Here is a 16658-nt window from a genome sequence, read left to right on the forward strand (position 1 = left end):
CCTTTACCATAAGCTTCTTTGTGTCAGTCTGCGTGAAATGGCATTTACGGAGAACACCAGAATCAGACCGATCAGCGATTCGAACAAGCCAATTGCGGTAGCATAACTGAAGTTACTGGATTCCAGTCCAACCCGATACAGGTAAGTGGAGATCACATCAGATGTCTCGTAGATAAGCGGATTGTACAAGAGTAAGATTTTTTCAAATCCAACTGCCAGGAAATTACCCATGTTCAAAATCAATAACGTCACAATCGTTGGCAAGATCCCTGGTAACGTTACATGAATCGTTTGCTTCCACCGATTGGCACCATCGATACGCGCAGCTTCATACAAAGAATCATCAATGGTTGTCAGTGCAGCCAGATACAGAATCGCTCCCCAACCCATACCCTGCCATACCTCGGAAGTGATATAGATTGTTCTGAACCACTCAGCCCGCTGCATAAAAGGAATATTGTCTCCGGTGAAGAAAGCCACCAGTCCATTAATGGAACCATTCACTGCTGTCAGCTGCAGGATCATACCCGCAACGATAACGATAGACAGAAAATGAGGCAGATAAGACGCGGTCTGTACAAACTTCTTGAATCGTTTACTCTTCACTTCGTTAAGCATCAAAGCAAAAATGATTGGAACCGGGAATGTAAAGAGCAATGCAAGTCCGCCCAACATCAGCGTATTACCGAATACTCTCCAGAAGGTAGGGTCCTCAATAAACATTTTGAAGTATCTTAATCCAACCCACGTTTCTCCAAATATACTTCCCCCGGGAACAAAACGTCTGAACGCAATCACATTACCAATCATCGGCCCATATTTAAAAATAAGGAGATAAATGATGGGAAGGATTAATAGTGAATACAGCTGCCAGTCTTTGCGGAACAAAGTTGCTGCCGTTCGTAATCTGCTCTCTTTACGTAAAGATGTCATGGTTAACGTTGTTTTAGCGGTTTCCGACTCCATGTGTTTTCACTCCGATCCAGGACTTGATAAGTAAGAGTAATTCATGTACAGTTCCCATCGTTTCTCCTCTTGTAGAAGACAATAACTCCTTTAACTTCCCCCCCACTACCAAATAGATAATTGCTGAATGTAAGCGATATCAATTTGATGTATTATGTAGAATCACACAATCCAAAGTGCTTCACATCATTAATTAGCACTTACTAAGTGGTGTGATCTCCAAATCGGAAGAAGATACTCTGAAATATTAAGCGCTTACAATCAATCGAAAATAATAAGCAATAACTCCCTGCCTCCATTTAATGAAGTAAGTCAAAAAGATATTGCTTTATGACAATATAAATACTAGTCATACTAGTATGTTAGTTACATTCTAATCCAGCTTCCCTCTAATTTCAATAACTTTTAGCAAAAAAAATAGAGATCTCTTTTAACAAGGTAATTTACTCAACAAGCTCAAATAAAAAAACATTGGTAACTTCAAGAACGACATCATCGTTCATTGAAGCTTCCAATGTTTCAGGGTGCTGAGGAAAGATGTTATAACTGATTCCGCTTAGAAATTAGCAATAAGCTGATTTAATTCTGATAAATGTGTTATTTCATGGTCTGGCGCATACGTTTCATTGTTGGTCTTATGCTCACGGTTAATCCATACGGATTGGATGCCAGATGATAAAGCACCACGAATATCAGTCGTTAACTTGTCTCCAACCATCATGCTCTCTTCGGGTTTAACACCCAGTTTACTCAAAGCATGTTCAAATATCGACGGATCTGGTTTTCCTTTTCCGAAGTTACCCGAGATAATAATCTCATCAAAGAAAGGAGTTAATTCAGGTACACCATCCAACTTCTCTTGTTGCAAAGCAGGACAACCGTTCGTTAACAGCAACAGTTTGTACTTTCCTTGTAACTGACGCAAGGTATCCATCGTTTCTTCGTATACATGAGGTCTGGATCTCCGTTCTACTCCAAACTGCTCGGCAAGTTGTTCAGCAAGATCTTCCCGATCTATACCCAACTTCAACAAGCCACGAAGCCAGGATTCTTTACGGTAAACTGGAGCAAGTTGTTCCAACTGACGGAACTCAGGTTGATCCCCACCAGTAAAGTTAGCCCAAAGGCCTTCAAACGGATTGATTCCAATCATTTTAGTAAAAGGAAAGGTTTCATATGATTCATACAGTCCACGTGCCTCATTACGAACAGCTTCTTCAAGTTCTTCTGGTTTAACCCCAGTCTCTTTCGCTGCGATTAGACAAGTCTCATGAAAAGATTCTCGAACACTACGCTCATCCCATAATAAAGTATCATCTAGGTCGAACAAAATCGCTTTTAACGCCATTCCGATCATCTACCCCTTTATGCAATAATTACTTTTCGACGGTTTCCACGGTGATCTGGTGTGCTTTTGCAAACTTCAGCAAACGTTCTGCAATCGCATCTGTATCGTAACGGTTCAATAACTTGGTGAACACCCATCTTTTCCCGCGACTGTTATGTTCGATAACAACTGTACCTGGTTCAATTCTGAATTTGACGATATCGTCAACCCCAATTGAACGTTCACGATTACCCTTCGTCGTTATAATCCGATTACTGCTAATCTTGATGTATGGACGACGAAGCATGAAGATGACTGCCAAAAATACGTAAAGCAGCATGGTCACCCAGTCCCAAGTTGTCATTGGAGCTTGCACAAGGAACGTGCTCATAAACAGATACAAAAAGGCGAGACCAATCAAAAATATAGGGAACAAAAGACTGCGTCCCTTAAAGACTTCTTCACCTGGTGTACCTGTGATTGGTTGACCACTTTTTTTGCGTTGCTGATTTAACTGCTTGGAATTTTTCTTAACCGTTCTCTCGAACGAACGCGACATGAGAATCCCCCTTATGTGTCTTTGTATCGGCTTACATAATTGCAAACCAACATTTCCCCCTATAAATTGCACACTCAAAATAACAGGAAGAAACCTAAATATCATAATGATATCATTAGGTTTCGTTAGTGTTTGAGTTTGCCTTGGTGGCCTTTGTCATTCTCATCATCAACAATCTCAATGGTATCCAGTTGTTGTCTGAAATTGCTGCGAATATTACTCAAATAAATCTCTCTTAGCTCGGCACGTTCAGCAAGCTCTTCCTCCGACAATCCAGTGGACTTTTGCTTACGAGCCAATTCGTTAATGCGTGCTACCAGACTATCTATATCCAAGCTTGTCCCCTCCAAAAATACAAAGTCATATTAACTTTGCCATTATAAAGGCTGCTTGTCAAGCTGACACGCGCTAACACTCATTGATGTGCATTTTATTCTGCAAATTGCGGTAGAGCTAGTACTTGTCCCACTTGGATGGAAGTTGTATGAAGTTGATTCACTTTCTTAATTGCTTCTATATATATACGTGTATCCATATTCGTCGGTTTATGTTCCAAAGAAATACTCCATAATGTTTCCCCTTGTGAAACAGCTATCTTTCCTCCAGGCAGAACATCATTCTCATTGCCGGCAAATACAGTTAAAACGGTGCTGCATCCAATAAATATAATCATAGAGGTAATGACTACCTTTAACATCCATGAAGAAATCTTGAAACGCGCTAAAACCTTCTTGTAGTTCCCTATGTTAGACTTCACCAGTTCCGAATTCATTGGTTCATAAATGCTTTGATAAGTAGAATATCTCATTAAATACCCGCCTCCAAACGTTTGTTCCTATCTGTTGGAATCAATATAACACGAACACTTGTTTTGTTCAATAGATTTTTAGAACAATTGTTCGCTTCTTTTTTGAAGGAGAAATATCTTATTTCAAGTCCTTTTACAAAACATTTGCAGTATTATGCTCTGACTTTTGGACAATTTCTGTTCTATAAGCTAAAAAACACTGATTTAATGCTATTTTATTTAGAACTTATGTTTGTACGAACGGAGGTTCTATGTTATAATTTTCCCAAACGTTACTAAAATGGGGTTGATACGGTATGTCGAAGATATCCAGCAGGCAGCAGGCTATTCTGGAGTTTATACGAAATGAAGTCCGGTTGAAGGGGTATCCTCCTTCCGTACGGGAAATTGGTGAAGCGGTTGGACTGGCTTCCAGCTCAACAGTACATGGACATTTGGATCGTTTGGAGAAAAAAGGTTTGATCCGACGCGACCCTACCAAGCCAAGAGCCATTGAGCTTTTGAGCCAAGAAGAATCTGAGCATTCTCATCAATTTGCTCATAGCGTTGCACGTATTCCTGTTGTTGGTAAGGTTACAGCCGGGGTTCCAATCACTGCAACCGAGAACATTGAAGACTACTTCCCTCTTCCTACACATTATGTAGGCGAACAGAAAGTGTTTATGCTTTCGGTAGTCGGAGATAGCATGGTGGAAGCTGGAATCGTTAACGGAGATTACGTTATTGTCCGTCAACAGCAAACTGCTGATAACGGTGATATCGTCGTTGCAATGACTGAAGACGATGAAGCTACAGTGAAAACGTTCTATAAAGAGAAAGATCATATTCGCCTTCAACCGGAGAATGCGACCTTCGAACCTTTACGTTTGAAACATGTTAGTATTCTGGGTAAAGTCATTGGCCTTTTCCGAGATATTCATTAATATTTAACTTGAGTAACAAAACTAGATGTAATGAAATACGAAAGAGGTTATCCTGATCAACAGGACAACCTCTTTTTTTCATGTTTTTGTTATTTTAGCGGCTAATTATTCACTGCGTTTCAGAACACTCTTGTGATGCGAGAACACATCAAAGCTCTGTTGTCCGTGATATGAGCCCATACCGCTCTCTCCTACACCACCAAACGGGAGGTAGTGTGAAGTCATATGAGAAAGTGTGTCATTAATACATCCCCCACCGAAGGATACTTGATTCAGAACCTGATCCTGCAGCTGCTCATCCTGTGTGAAGAGATATAGCGCCAATGGTTTTGGCCGGCGAACAATCTCATCTAGCATAGGATTCAGGTCACTGTACGTAAATACAGGAAGAATCGGACCAAAGATCTCTTCTTGCATGACAGCTGATTCCCAGTTCACATCTCCAAGTACAGTCGGCTCAATGAGCAACTGCTCTCGTACAGAACGTCCACCAATCAGCGTTTTGCCATCTGTTAGGAATTTCGACAACCGATCAAAGTTACGCGAGTTAACAATATGCGGGAAATCAGCGTTCTGTAACACATCGTCCCCAAATTTATCTTTGATCTCTGCGCCAATCAGATTGATCAATTCGTCATGAACTTGTTCATGTACAAGCAAATAATCCGGAGCAACGCAAGTTTGGCCTGCATTAAGGAACTTACCACGAACAATACGCTGTGCCACCAGCTTCAGATCTGCATCGTTATGGACAATAGCAGGACTCTTGCCCCCTAGCTCAAGGGTTACAGGAGTCAGATGCTCCGCAGCTGCCTTCATAACAATGCGACCAACACCCGTGCTTCCTGTGAAGAAAATATAATCAAACTTCTCTTTCAACAATGCTGTGCTAGCCTCGACTTCTCCTTCCATAACCGCAATATACTCCTGAGGGAAGATCTCTTGAATCAGATCATACGTCAGACGAGATACGGCTGGTGTTAATTCAGAAGGCTTGATAACTGCACAGTTACCGGCTGCGATTGCTCCAATCAGTGGACCAAAGGCCAGTTGGAAAGGATAGTTCCAAGGTGCAATAATAAGAGCCACTCCGTATGGTTCAGGGTAAATGGTGCTCACACCATCCGGCATAGCCGAATTGGTTGGGACTTGTTTTGGTGCAGCCCATTCCTGCAGGTGTTCTAATGCAAAATCCAGTTCACCCAAAACAATGCGAATCTCGGAACCGTAAGCTTCCGCCTCAGATTTGTTCAGATCTGCCCGAAGTGCATCTTGAATCCGTTGCTGATACTTTTCAATTCCCTTTCTAAGCTGTTGAAGTGCATTAATCCGATACTCGATATTTTTAGTTTGTCCTGTATAAAAAAATGTACGTTGTTCTGTCACAAGTTGTTTAGCCTGATTCATATTAACATCTCCAATTAATTATTTAAAATTAAATTGTTCAAAATTTAATTAAAGTATACCTCTTCTATATGAAACTTTCAACATACAAATGAAACATCCATTTGTATGTATTTGAACGATGGTTGGAATTTTTATAGAGTGAAAGCTAGTATTCCCTCCTATTCGTGGCTATCAGAATTTCTAAGGAAGTTTGATTAAAATCTTTTGATTCAGACAGTTTAATGCACTGTAGAAAGAATTCTAATCTCAGTTTCTCTTTAATAAGTTAGTAAATAAATGACAATCGTTTTGCGCTAAAACAAACATGAAGTGATTCAATTCATCAGATGGAGAGGTTTAGTTACCATATATAAAAAACTCCCCTTTCATTATGAAAAGTGAGTTTTGCGATTATCTAAATCGACGAACAAACGTGTTTTGTTATATAAATGTAATCCTTGGTTACAAATAAACACAGAAATGTGGGCTGGTGAAGAAGAATTCAGGGGACATTTTTGGGCATTTTGTGGGCGCCTTTTTTTCTTATTATAATGAAGAAACTCATTTCAAATACTCATTTTGATTGCATTATTACTCTGACATTAAAAGCAATAAATTATAGCGCTGGTTAAATTAAAAATCTCCTAAACAAAATATTAAACTTATACAAATATTGTAAATTATAAGCTCACAATTCATAAGCGATACAATCCCTTTAATTAACCGAGATAATTTCGGCTAAAGAAATCGAGCGGAACTCACCCTCTAACATCAACTTTATTTCACACCGTACAAAGTCTAATCCCACAACTACTCCTGAAATCGGCTCTTCAAAGAAAGAGTTAAATAATTTCAAATAAACCGTCTACTACTATTATAAGAGCCAACTAGTACCTAACTGGTCCGCTGTGTTTCCTGATCGTCCAAATCAGGGTTGCCGCGGCTCTCTGTGTTCAGCCATAATCAACCTGGATGTCTCACAATCCGTTATCTATCAGTCTGCTACGCATGAAAGCCCCATAATATTAGCCCAAAAATCGATGTTCCCAGAAGTTCGTGTGCGGCCTACCTTAGGACGTTCTCCCCACCCAGCCTTCTAAGATCACTTTGTAGGACATTTCAGACCATCCTCCAAATGTATAGTTTTCCGCTCCCACAAGAGCGTCAAGAGCAGCCATGACGTTCGTCTTATGTTTACCCGTTTCGGCTATAATCTCATGTATAGTAGGAAACCTACGCCGTCCACCTTTGTACTTATCTAAGATCCGGAGGACCTTTCTTTAACAATCCTTTAACATATCAATCACCTCACCAATACTATGTGAGAAAATAAGTTCGTTTTTAACATTAAATTCAGAGATATCTGCAATTATATACAGAAACATTTACCTAGGTCTGATAGACTATGTAATAAGAATATTAATAGGAGGATTATTAGTAATATGAAAATAGTACCAGGAATTTTGCTTATTTCCGCATTTTTAACACTTGCAGCTTGCTCACCTCAACCTAATGCCGATTTAAAAAGTGATGGGGTCGTCGCAAATGAAGTGGAGTCCACTGTGTCGCAAACAGAACCAACAGAAGAGTCAAAAGATGAAATAACAACAGATTCTGTCAATGAGGAACAAGAAATTACTGCAACTACAATTAAAAAAAATGATACAGTAACGATAGACGGGTATGCGGAGCTTTCAGTCTCTAAACAAAAGTTTTCTAAAAAGATTGAACCTTCAAAACCAGGTAATTTCTACACGTACTACGAATCAAAGGAAGAAGATTCTACATATTTTGCACTCACTGTAAAAGCTAAAAATTTATATTCTACTGGCATTGATGCAGATGAAATAGCAAATGTCACCTTGATATATGATAATCAGTATGACTACCCTACATTCAGCACTGTTGAGGAAAAAGGAGGAGAAGACTTTACTTATAGCAACATCACTAGTGTCAATCCTCTAAAAACTACAACGTTATATTATCTAGCCGAGATACCGAACGAAGTCGCTGATAGTGATAAACCGTTAAAAGCTCTGATTAAGGTAAAAGACAATACTTTTGAATATACCATTAGATAATTAAAGGCCCTCCCACATATTTGATGGCAGGGCCATTTTTTCGCATAAATTAGAACGTTCGTTCTTTAATATACAACAAAATTTCCTAGTCATTTGGACCAGGTACATTTATAGTAGCATTCATGGTAGAGAGTAGTAACATCATCCCCAGTTTACTATGAAAATATTCTTAATCAGTTGGAGGAATTTTTGGAAGTTACGTTAGTAGATCTGTAGGGTGTGAAATACAAATCACAACGTGATATATGTCATAATTTTACATTGAATTATATGGTATTTTTAGAAAGTAAAGTTTTATAATTCATTCACAAAAATTTAGGAGGTATTTACATGAAAAAGAAACTAGCCACAATTGGAGCGCTCACTGCTATTGTAGCAAGTATTGCTGTTCCAGCATCACTTGCTTCTGCCTCATCTTCTGTTCAAGGTTCTGTAACTGCACAAAGTGTTACGATTCAGGCGACGCAAAAATATGTGAGATATTCAGATGCTAACAATAAGTATGGAGATGCGAAGTATGTTCCAAAGACATATACTTATGCTGATGGAGTTTGGTATGGAGTACTCAATCTAGCATCTACTACCAACTCAAACGGATTATATTACGGAAACTATGAAGGTTACGTAACGAAAATGGAGTAATTTTGTCATCATAATAAAATTCACGTATATAAATATAACAATAATAAAAGAAGGCTTCTGAATTCAATCAGAAGCCTTCTTTTATTACAGGGACATCTAAATGACCCATCAGAATAACCGTTGGAGAATAACTACCTTTATTATTCACTTACCTCAAACGTCAGAACCCGATCATATAAGATCTGGTCCTTATTGCTCTTGAAAGGCCCTTTCTTATTTTCATGCTTGTCAATTGCATAAGATGTTTTTCCGCTTCCAGCTTGTTTTGCTTCGTACCAATCGATAAAGCTGTTAACTTCTTGCATAATCAGATCGAACTCTTTTTCTAAGCCGGTAGTCATGGTCCCACAAGGATAGCACGGTTCCCTGAAGGTTGTTCAGGTTCAACTGCAGGCCCTTGAGGAGTGGCAGATGCCTCATTGGAAATTCAGATTCAACACTATTAACAATAGCACTCACTCCAAAATAGTATGTAGTTCCATTAGTTAGTCCCGGAATAACGAAATTCCCAAATTGATCTTTTGTAGCTTTTACTTTTTCTGTAACTTGCCCGATTCGATTCAATAATAAATTATGTATTTTTCAACGTTCTGAGGAGCCATGTATGGCCTCCGTTTTTGTGTCCTGAATTCGTACTATTTCGGAAGTATCTACCGCCCATAATCTTAATGGATAACAGGTTATATCCTTTTAATGGAGCGCCATAATCAATGAGTTGCTCAGGATCCACTTGGATTCCTGCAGATGGATACGCGTACCTGAGTCAAGGCTGCTGTGAGGAAGTCTTGAAACTCGTTTCAAATACTCACTTTGATTATATTACTACTCTGACATTGACCGCAAGATATCTAGTCTATATGACGCTGGTTAACTCGAAAATCTCCTAATTAAAATAACATGCTTATACAGATATTATAAAGGTATAAGATCGTAATTCTAAAGCGATACAATCTCATTAATTAACAGAGACAATTTCGGCTAAAGAACCCAGCGGAACTCATCCTCTAACATCAGCTTTATTTCACACCGTGCAGAGTTTAATCCCACAACTATTCCTGAGATCGGCTCTTAGAAGAATGGGTTAAATAATATCAAATCAACCGTACTACTTCTATTATAAGAGTCAACAAGTACTTCACTGATCCGTTGCATTTCCCAATCGTCAAGTTCCGGCTTACCACATCTCTTCTGTTGCTCACACTGAGCCAACCATGCCTCTCTGTGTTCAGGCATAATCATTCTAGATGTCTCATACAATCCGTTATCCTTCCGCCTGCTACGCATGACAAGCCCCCTTAATATTGAGTCCAATAGTCAATGTTCCCAGAGGATGGTGTGTGGTCTACCTTAGGACGTTCACCCTCACGTTCCCAACCCTCAAGGATAACAATATTGGCCGTATCCGACCTGTTATCCCAGTGTATGTATCCCGCAACCACTAGAGCGTCCATAGCAACCATGACGTCTGGTTTATGCTTGCCCGTTTTGACTGTAAGTTCATGGATAGTAGGAAATCTACACCGTCCACCTTTGTAGTTATATAAGATCCTAAGGACCTTTCTTTGATAATCCGTTAACAAGTAAATCAACTCGTGAACACTATATGCGAAGATAAGTTCTTAACGAAACAAGAAAAAAGCCCCATCAGCATAAGTGGACGGAGCATTCCTCATTAGTATTCACTTACCTCACACGTAAGTACAAGATCGAATATGATGTTAGTCCTTGCCGCTCTTGAACGGGCCTTTGTTATTATCTTGCTTGTCAATCGCGTATGATGCATTTCTGCTTACTGCTTATTTTGTTTCATTCCAATCGATGAAACTATTTACTTCTTGCATGCTCAAGTCAAATTCTTTTTCCAGGCCGGTAGTCATAGTTACAACGAGGATCGCACGATTTCCTGTAGGTTGTCCAGGTTCTGGATCAGGAATCGTTGCTGGATTTGTGGGTTCATTTTTATAAATGTAAATTTTTAGGGCTGTCTTCAAAGTACTACTTCCATTAGTACCACCAATAATAAAATATCTCCATTGACAGTTACTGCTACGCTTTGATTTCTTGGGGTAGTTAAATCTTTGAATGATCTAACTTCGTTGGTTTCAGGATTATATACTTCTACTCTTGATTGTGAGTTAGTATTGTTAAGCCCACCTAATACATAAATTTCCCCATTATAAACAGTTGAAGGTGCAGAAGTAGTAGCTGTTTTAAAGCTAATTATTTTTGTCCATGTGTCATTAGCCACAATATACTCGTATATTGCCCTCGACATCCCACTAATGAAACTGGTTCCTTCGCCATAAGCATACATTTTTCAAGTGTATAGAAAAATTTTACATTTATAATGTAAATATATACTATTAAATAGAAACATATTCCAATTATAAGGGTGATACAAATGAAGAAAAAGCTTATGATTGGTCTTTTAACCGTCGTTACATGCTTAACTCTTGGCTCTACATCTTTTGCAGCTAGTGATATGACCAAAACTTCAAACAATACCACAACGGAAAATGTGAAAGTAGCCCCTTATGCTTCGATGGATATTTATAGAGGAATAATCTACAAAAAATCAGATTACCCTGATGGTAACGACATACCAAATAAAAATTATTATTCTGAAGGAGCCTTATCTGGTTGGATAACGCTAGTTGAGATCAAAAGCCTTACAGGTGTAACTTGGATTGCCTACTATCAAGGAACCATTAGCTAACCATAATAAATTTCAGAACTCCCTCCTATATTTGTGAAATTTAGGAGGGAGTTCTGATTCTAGTAATTGTGCTTTATCGACTAATGTACGTCGATTATATTATCAACTCTGCCAATGCATTTGAAGGAGAATACATATGAACGCCAATGGAACCTAATCCCGATCCATTACCGTCAGGTGACCGTGCTATACTTGTAATTACAATGACAACAGGCTTGGAGAAAGAATACGATCTTCCAATGATTGATGTAAATGCATTCCTCAATTGGTATGATGCTCATGATGTAGGAGTTGGTCCGGCCAAAGGATATGTCCATTTACAAATAAATGCGCCATAGGTTTAATATGAACAATCTGGTTTATCGCTTCAAGATTATCTGGATTTTTGGATCAACGATTATAAATAAGGAAGTGTTCGGAAGAATACATTGGGGAAAGATACCACCATGACCTTGATCTGGTTCTATGTAGGGAAGATGGAAACTTCATGCCTAAATCATCATTGTTCAATGCCTTCTCCCGCATCTTACAACGTTGTGATCTCCCATCCCTCCCCATTCACTCTCTCCGACATACCTGCGCTGTTCTTTTACTTGAGTCCGGGGCAGATATGAAATTCGTTCAAGAACAATTAGGTCACGGAAGTATTCAGATCACATCAGATGTATATGCCACATCTCAGGCAAGATCCAGAAAAGCAATATAGATAGATTTGAGAAATTCACTGAAAAAATTTTCGAATAGAAAAATATTTTGTGGGCACTTTGATTTTTCTTTAAATATATATGTACTTGCCCACAAAAAGAAAAAACCCTCAGCGCTAGAGCGCCAAGGGATTGAGCTATTAGTACAAAGTAATATATTGATCGCGTTCCCATTGGTGGACTTGTGTGCGGTTTATGTACGTTAACTTCATATGATTGTATATCTCAATGAAAACGGGCTTTATAGGAATAAATACAGAAACACACGGTCAAAATTGATCATAAGTTTTCATAAGTTGGGGGACGTCCCCCTAATCCTATATGAATCAAGCATACGGCTTTATTCAAAATAGAAATTGCTTATTTGGAACATATATGTAGAAGAAAAAACTGAGTCCCTGGGATAATTGCTTGGGCTCGATCAATTATAAACTTGCCTAAGCGATCTCTTCAAGCTTGATCCAACTATAATCCTCTTCACCTCTGACAAGCTTAATCCTTCTATTTAGCCTATCAATAGGAACTATGCGAATAGGTACTCACATAGTCTAGGCTAGAATAAAAGGCTGGGCAAGATCCAGCTCCTCCTCAACAAACCGTATGTTAGATTTTCCCTTTACGGGTTTCCGATGTTCGTTATTCATGCGCATGCAGATTACAGTAACGTTTTTAATCCATATTGCCTGGCAATATACTTCACCTCGACCTGTGATCGCATCCAGCTTCTGGGTTGTCTATTCTTTATATATACAAACCGATTTAATCGTTGCAGAATTTACCAGTACAGTCTAGCTAACTTCTACTGACTGAAGTTTATATATTAATAGTTTCTCCTTCCCTGAATCTTTGGATCGAGCCACGCTACATGTTCCTAAAATGTTCTTACCCGCATATCCGCCGGTTTGGAAATAGTGCCACCGTACAGGCTGCGGATGGTGGTTACATTTCTTTCAACGCTCGCTCGAAGTCCTTGAGGAAGTTCCGTTCTCCTTGTTCCCCAATCTCTGTCAGCGGTCACTGTATCCACGACTTCTGCCACCCTATACGCTTTCACTCGTTTACACGCCTCGTACAGCACACCCCCGCGGAAGAATTTTTCATACATGACATGCCATTTGTGCTTGTGGTTCTCCTTTGCCGCATGAACTAGCTTTTCAAGTTGTTTAATCATTTTCTTGGTTGTTATGAGCACCTCGGACTCCCTACCTCAGACGTTTCAATTCGTCTTTTTGGAATTATAGATTGTCTCTTTACGGATTCCTAAAAAAACTGTGTGAAGGAGGGTCTGCCATGATCACTGCAGGATTTTTCATTCCATTCTGTTCCCCATTACGCCGAATTGTTATCCACTGCTGCTCCAAGTTCTGCATAGCTTTCTTAGCCTTCGTCCAGTTTCACAATACTCGTCAGCCTCTTTCCTCCCTTGCGAGGCCTTTTGGATAACGTGGCAGGATTTCTTCATGTTGCGGCCTGAATTGTTGCTCGTCCTGTCTCTGACGGGTACTATTGTCGATGTGCTCTTACACACAGACTTCGCCATATGCAAGCATCCTGGCTACCATTGCTCCTTGGTCGGACTTTCACCAACAAGATCATACGTGTATCTGGGCACACTAAAACAAAAAAAGCCGCTATAATAGTAACTTTAATGGGATATTTTCTATCCGACATAAATAGATTTAATATTCGTTCACTGGACCACAACCAAAAGGTTGGCAAGTCTGGATTGTCGATGCTGTTTCAATGAAACCTGTATAATCATGATATTTATAATAGTGATGGTCTGTCATATTGAATTAATGTAGAACCGTCTTTAAAAGTGATGGAATTATCGGTTGTACTTTCGACTAGTTCTAAAAGGCTATTTTCCACTTGAAGTGCTGGTAAAGAATTTGCCTGATCTTGAGCGAATGCTGGAATTGAGATAGATGTAGAAAGCATGACTCCGGCTAAAATGTTTTAGCAATTTTCATTGTTTGTATCATTTTAGTCCTCCATTCAATTCTAATCTTTCTTTTTTCTAAAAAAATCGAATTTGATTACGTAATCAAACAAAGATGTAATCACAATAGCCCCAATTGGAATAAACAAATAAACCCAGAACGGATTATTTGGAGCTTCACCAGGCGGAGAATCTGTTAAAATAAAGTAAAGAACAATGCAATAGATTATAGCCAATACAATACCTGTTATGTTTCTATTTTTCATAGTTGCTCTCACCTCTTGTTCACAGAATCAAGTATTGTATTTCCAACTCAAAAATATTATGACATAAATTTGGTATAATTTCTCTTATATACCTTAAAGTTTTTAAATAATATTTATGATGATAGCTTTAACCAGTATAATTCCCTTTGCTCAACAGCTATTTTCAGTACTATATTTCGTTTTTAATATCTGACTCCCTATCTCAGCGTTTCAGTTGCTATATAATAATATGTAACTTCTCATGCGCTAGGATACTAAATGATATTTTCAGTTAAACGCACAATGATTAGACACATCTCTATTCCGACACTTGGTACAAGGTACAAGTTCTGGTCTCGAACTAAGGACATGAACTATAAAGCTAAAGTATGGTCAAATTCTCTGAAATAGGGTAGAATTATTATAGTTACTTTCTCAGCGATAAAACAAATGTAGTAGACTAAACATAACTTTCGGAGCCAAATATGACTCCTGCACAAACGAGCCTTATATACAAAGGCTCGTTTTTTGATGTATCTTGTAAAATATCTTTTCTGTTACTAATTCGAAGATTTTCCTTTTTACATCTTTCAACAACAACATTTTACTGCTCTGTTCGATACTTTGATTAACTTGCGCTTACACCGCTGTAAGGCGGTTTTACATACACAAAAAAAGGAATAACGTTCTATACAGTACCCGTTCTCTCGAGATGTGCCATCATCTCTTATCAGAAGTTTTCCCATCATTCCTACAGCTACCGCATACGTACTCTCCGTATAGGACGAATGCTTTCCATATAAAAGCTCGATCTTCCATAATGCCTCAACCGTTTTTGGCATCTCGCTGAACTGAACATTCGGCGCAAACCATCAAGCCCCTAGAAAAGAAAAAAAGACGACCCACCAATTCGAGTCGCCTTCATTCCAACTCAATGCCAGTTTAAAAAATCACGAAACGACCCAAACAGCTCCGTCAAAATACACCCCGAAAATGAAGGGGAACTAGAGAAGCTGAAGAACAATTGGATCGGACAAACTTCATGAATAAGCATAAATCTTCATAATAAACAGAAAAGTTTCAGCGCTAAGTACACAAGTAGATCTTATAAAAACTCGAAGTCATAGCTCACGTTTTTAAAACTTGATGATACGAACAAACACTCTAAACAGCGACCTATTGTAAATCATCACCATAAGATATCATTATTTTAGCCCGGTATCGGTTAGTATTAATCCACATTTACAGGCTCGATCACTTCGAATAAAAATGGATTACCATTTAAATATTCTCTTATGTATGCTTGGGCATACTTTTGTTCATCGATTAAACTGGTTGTTTCTCTTGGATCAGAGGAGTGATGGCAGGTGTTCTCGATCATGAACATGACAAAAAAACATTCCAGATCCCGAATATAGTCCGTTTCCAACTTCCTAATACTCTCATAACCTTGGACAAGCATCCATCGATGTTTTGGCCAAAGCTCCAATATGGTACCTGCCATATCATAGAGATAATATCCGTACCCACATCTTCCAAAATCAATCGGATAGGGTTGATTATCTCTAAAAACCATATTACCGGTATGTAAATCAGCATGAATGAGCCCATAGTTATGTTCACTTGGATGCATCGTGGTAAGTTGGGATACAACCTTCTCAGCTGCATCTTGATACAGCTTCCACCCCTCTTCGGATAAAAAACGCTCATAATAACGTTCCAACTTAGCCATTTCACGTTTAAAACTTTCTACTCCCCAAGTAGGTCTTACAAAATCAGAAGGTGGATTGAAATCCTTTGCCGCTGCATGGAGCCTGCTCATCAATACACCCATATTATATGCTTGATTATCTGTAAATTCACCTACTGCTTTTTCACCTTCTATCCACCGCATCATCGTTACATAAGGGCGCCTATATCCTATCTCTGTTTCGATGTCCAATACATAAATACTATCACAATTTGCCATCCCTTCTGGTACAGTTAGATCTTTCGATTTGTTCAGGGCTTGTAACAGTAGGAGCTCCGAACGAATTTCCTCTCTGCTTAATCGGTCCGAATGAATGCGAAGTAAATAATTGTTATCTGTACTGGTTTCAATTTTATAGGTGATCGTATCGGATAGTTGAATAAACTGGATGTTATCCCATTCTAAGTCATACTTTCGAATTGCAGATAAAGCGACTTTCCTTGCTCTGATTAATAACGCCCGCCGTTCTTCATCAGTATCAAATCTAAAAAAATCATTCATTTGTTATCCCCCTACAGTTTTATGAAGTAAACCAACTACTTCTCTTATATGTTATTATAACGATAGTAAAAGCTTGAAAATATGTAGTAAACAATTTAAACCATAATA

At 38.7% G+C, this 16658-nt stretch carries 17 protein-coding genes and 2 pseudogenes; 6 read left to right on the forward strand and 13 right to left on the reverse strand.

Annotated elements, in window-relative coordinates:
- Positions 1-3: 3 nt before the first annotated feature.
- The 5 genes from NST38_RS17875 to NST38_RS17895 all read right to left on the reverse strand — a co-directional run bounded on the left by NST38_RS17875 (position 4) and on the right by NST38_RS17895 (position 3660).
- Positions 4-933 carry an ABC transporter permease gene (locus NST38_RS17875; RefSeq protein ID WP_339177159.1) on the reverse strand — a complete coding sequence of 310 codons (930 nt, stop codon included), beginning with the start codon at positions 931-933 and terminating at the stop codon, positions 4-6.
- Positions 934-1522: 589 nt separating this feature from the next.
- Positions 1523-2314 carry an HAD family hydrolase gene (locus NST38_RS17880; protein WP_076250200.1) on the reverse strand — a complete coding sequence of 264 codons (792 nt, stop codon included), beginning with the start codon at positions 2312-2314 and terminating at the stop codon, positions 1523-1525.
- A gap of 28 nt (positions 2315-2342) precedes the next feature.
- Entirely contained in the window at positions 2343-2852 is a 510-nt protein-coding gene (locus NST38_RS17885; protein ID WP_017688037.1) for a hypothetical protein, read from the reverse strand.
- Positions 2853-2977: 125 nt separating this feature from the next.
- Positions 2978-3187, reverse strand: coding sequence for a DUF896 domain-containing protein (locus NST38_RS17890; RefSeq protein WP_017688036.1), 210 nt, complete (start codon positions 3185-3187; stop codon positions 2978-2980).
- Between the two features lie 95 nt (positions 3188-3282).
- Positions 3283-3660, reverse strand: a complete 378-nt coding sequence (locus NST38_RS17895) for a LysM peptidoglycan-binding domain-containing protein (protein ID WP_036613583.1) — start codon at positions 3658-3660, stop codon at positions 3283-3285.
- A gap of 296 nt (positions 3661-3956) precedes the next feature.
- Between NST38_RS17895 and lexA the strand changes: the two genes are divergently transcribed.
- Entirely contained in the window at positions 3957-4583 is a 627-nt protein-coding gene (gene lexA / locus NST38_RS17900; RefSeq protein ID WP_017688034.1) for a transcriptional repressor LexA, read from the forward strand.
- Between the two features lie 105 nt (positions 4584-4688).
- Here the strand turns inward: lexA and NST38_RS17905 are convergent, their stop codons facing one another.
- The gene (locus NST38_RS17905) at positions 4689-5990 is read right to left on the reverse strand and encodes an aldehyde dehydrogenase (RefSeq protein WP_076250197.1); all 1302 of its coding nucleotides are present in this window, start codon (positions 5988-5990) and stop codon (positions 4689-4691) included.
- 1421 nt (positions 5991-7411) lie between these two features.
- Here NST38_RS17905 and NST38_RS17910 point away from each other — a divergent pair.
- Entirely contained in the window at positions 7412-8050 is a 639-nt protein-coding gene (locus tag NST38_RS17910; RefSeq protein WP_076250195.1) for a hypothetical protein, read from the forward strand.
- Between the two features lie 330 nt (positions 8051-8380).
- Positions 8381-8692 (forward strand): hypothetical protein, encoded by a 312-nt coding sequence (locus tag NST38_RS17915; RefSeq protein ID WP_076250193.1) that lies wholly within the window; start codon positions 8381-8383, stop codon positions 8690-8692.
- 140 nt (positions 8693-8832) lie between these two features.
- Here NST38_RS17915 and NST38_RS17920 read toward each other — a convergent pair.
- From NST38_RS17920 to NST38_RS17935, 4 genes and pseudogenes are all read right to left on the reverse strand, one after another.
- Positions 8833-9077 (reverse strand): annotated as a pseudogene (locus tag NST38_RS17920) (fibronectin type III domain-containing protein); the annotation flags it as partial.
- A gap of 683 nt (positions 9078-9760) precedes the next feature.
- Positions 9761-9976, reverse strand: a complete 216-nt coding sequence (locus NST38_RS17925; RefSeq protein WP_083684330.1) for a YolD-like family protein — start codon at positions 9974-9976, stop codon at positions 9761-9763.
- A 388-nt stretch (positions 9977-10364) separates the two neighbouring features.
- Positions 10365-10611, reverse strand: a pseudogene (locus NST38_RS17930) (fibronectin type III domain-containing protein); the annotation flags it as partial.
- Between the two features lie 68 nt (positions 10612-10679).
- The gene (locus tag NST38_RS17935; RefSeq protein WP_179087841.1) at positions 10680-10940 is read right to left on the reverse strand and encodes a kelch repeat-containing protein; all 261 of its coding nucleotides are present in this window, start codon (positions 10938-10940) and stop codon (positions 10680-10682) included.
- Between the two features lie 153 nt (positions 10941-11093).
- On the opposite strand from NST38_RS17935, the gene NST38_RS17940 reads away from it, so the two are divergent.
- The 3 genes from NST38_RS17940 (at position 11094) to NST38_RS17950 (ending at position 12114) form a co-directional block, all read left to right on the forward strand.
- Complete coding sequence (locus NST38_RS17940) at positions 11094-11408, forward strand: hypothetical protein (RefSeq protein ID WP_076250185.1); 315 nt, start codon at positions 11094-11096, stop codon at positions 11406-11408.
- A gap of 146 nt (positions 11409-11554) precedes the next feature.
- Positions 11555-11746: a hypothetical protein gene (locus tag NST38_RS31665; protein WP_076250183.1), complete on the forward strand. Its 192-nt coding sequence runs from the start codon at positions 11555-11557 to the stop codon at positions 11744-11746.
- Between the two features lie 119 nt (positions 11747-11865).
- Positions 11866-12114 carry a tyrosine-type recombinase/integrase gene (locus tag NST38_RS17950; protein WP_256720001.1) on the forward strand — a complete coding sequence of 83 codons (249 nt, stop codon included), beginning with the start codon at positions 11866-11868 and terminating at the stop codon, positions 12112-12114.
- Between the two features lie 869 nt (positions 12115-12983).
- Here NST38_RS17950 and NST38_RS17955 read toward each other — a convergent pair.
- The 3 genes from NST38_RS17955 to NST38_RS17965 all read right to left on the reverse strand — a co-directional run bounded on the left by NST38_RS17955 (position 12984) and on the right by NST38_RS17965 (position 16550).
- The gene (locus NST38_RS17955) at positions 12984-13283 is read right to left on the reverse strand and encodes a hypothetical protein (RefSeq protein WP_179087840.1); all 300 of its coding nucleotides are present in this window, start codon (positions 13281-13283) and stop codon (positions 12984-12986) included.
- A gap of 833 nt (positions 13284-14116) precedes the next feature.
- Positions 14117-14320 carry a hypothetical protein gene (locus NST38_RS17960; RefSeq protein WP_017688028.1) on the reverse strand — a complete coding sequence of 68 codons (204 nt, stop codon included), beginning with the start codon at positions 14318-14320 and terminating at the stop codon, positions 14117-14119.
- Positions 14321-15530: 1210 nt separating this feature from the next.
- Entirely contained in the window at positions 15531-16550 is a 1020-nt protein-coding gene (locus tag NST38_RS17965; protein ID WP_036613574.1) for a phosphotransferase enzyme family protein, read from the reverse strand.
- Positions 16551-16658 lie beyond the last annotated feature (108 nt).

It is taken from the genome of Paenibacillus sp. FSL H8-0104, from assembly GCF_038050215.1.
GTDB lineage: Bacteria > Bacillota > Bacilli > Paenibacillales > Paenibacillaceae > Paenibacillus > Paenibacillus amylolyticus.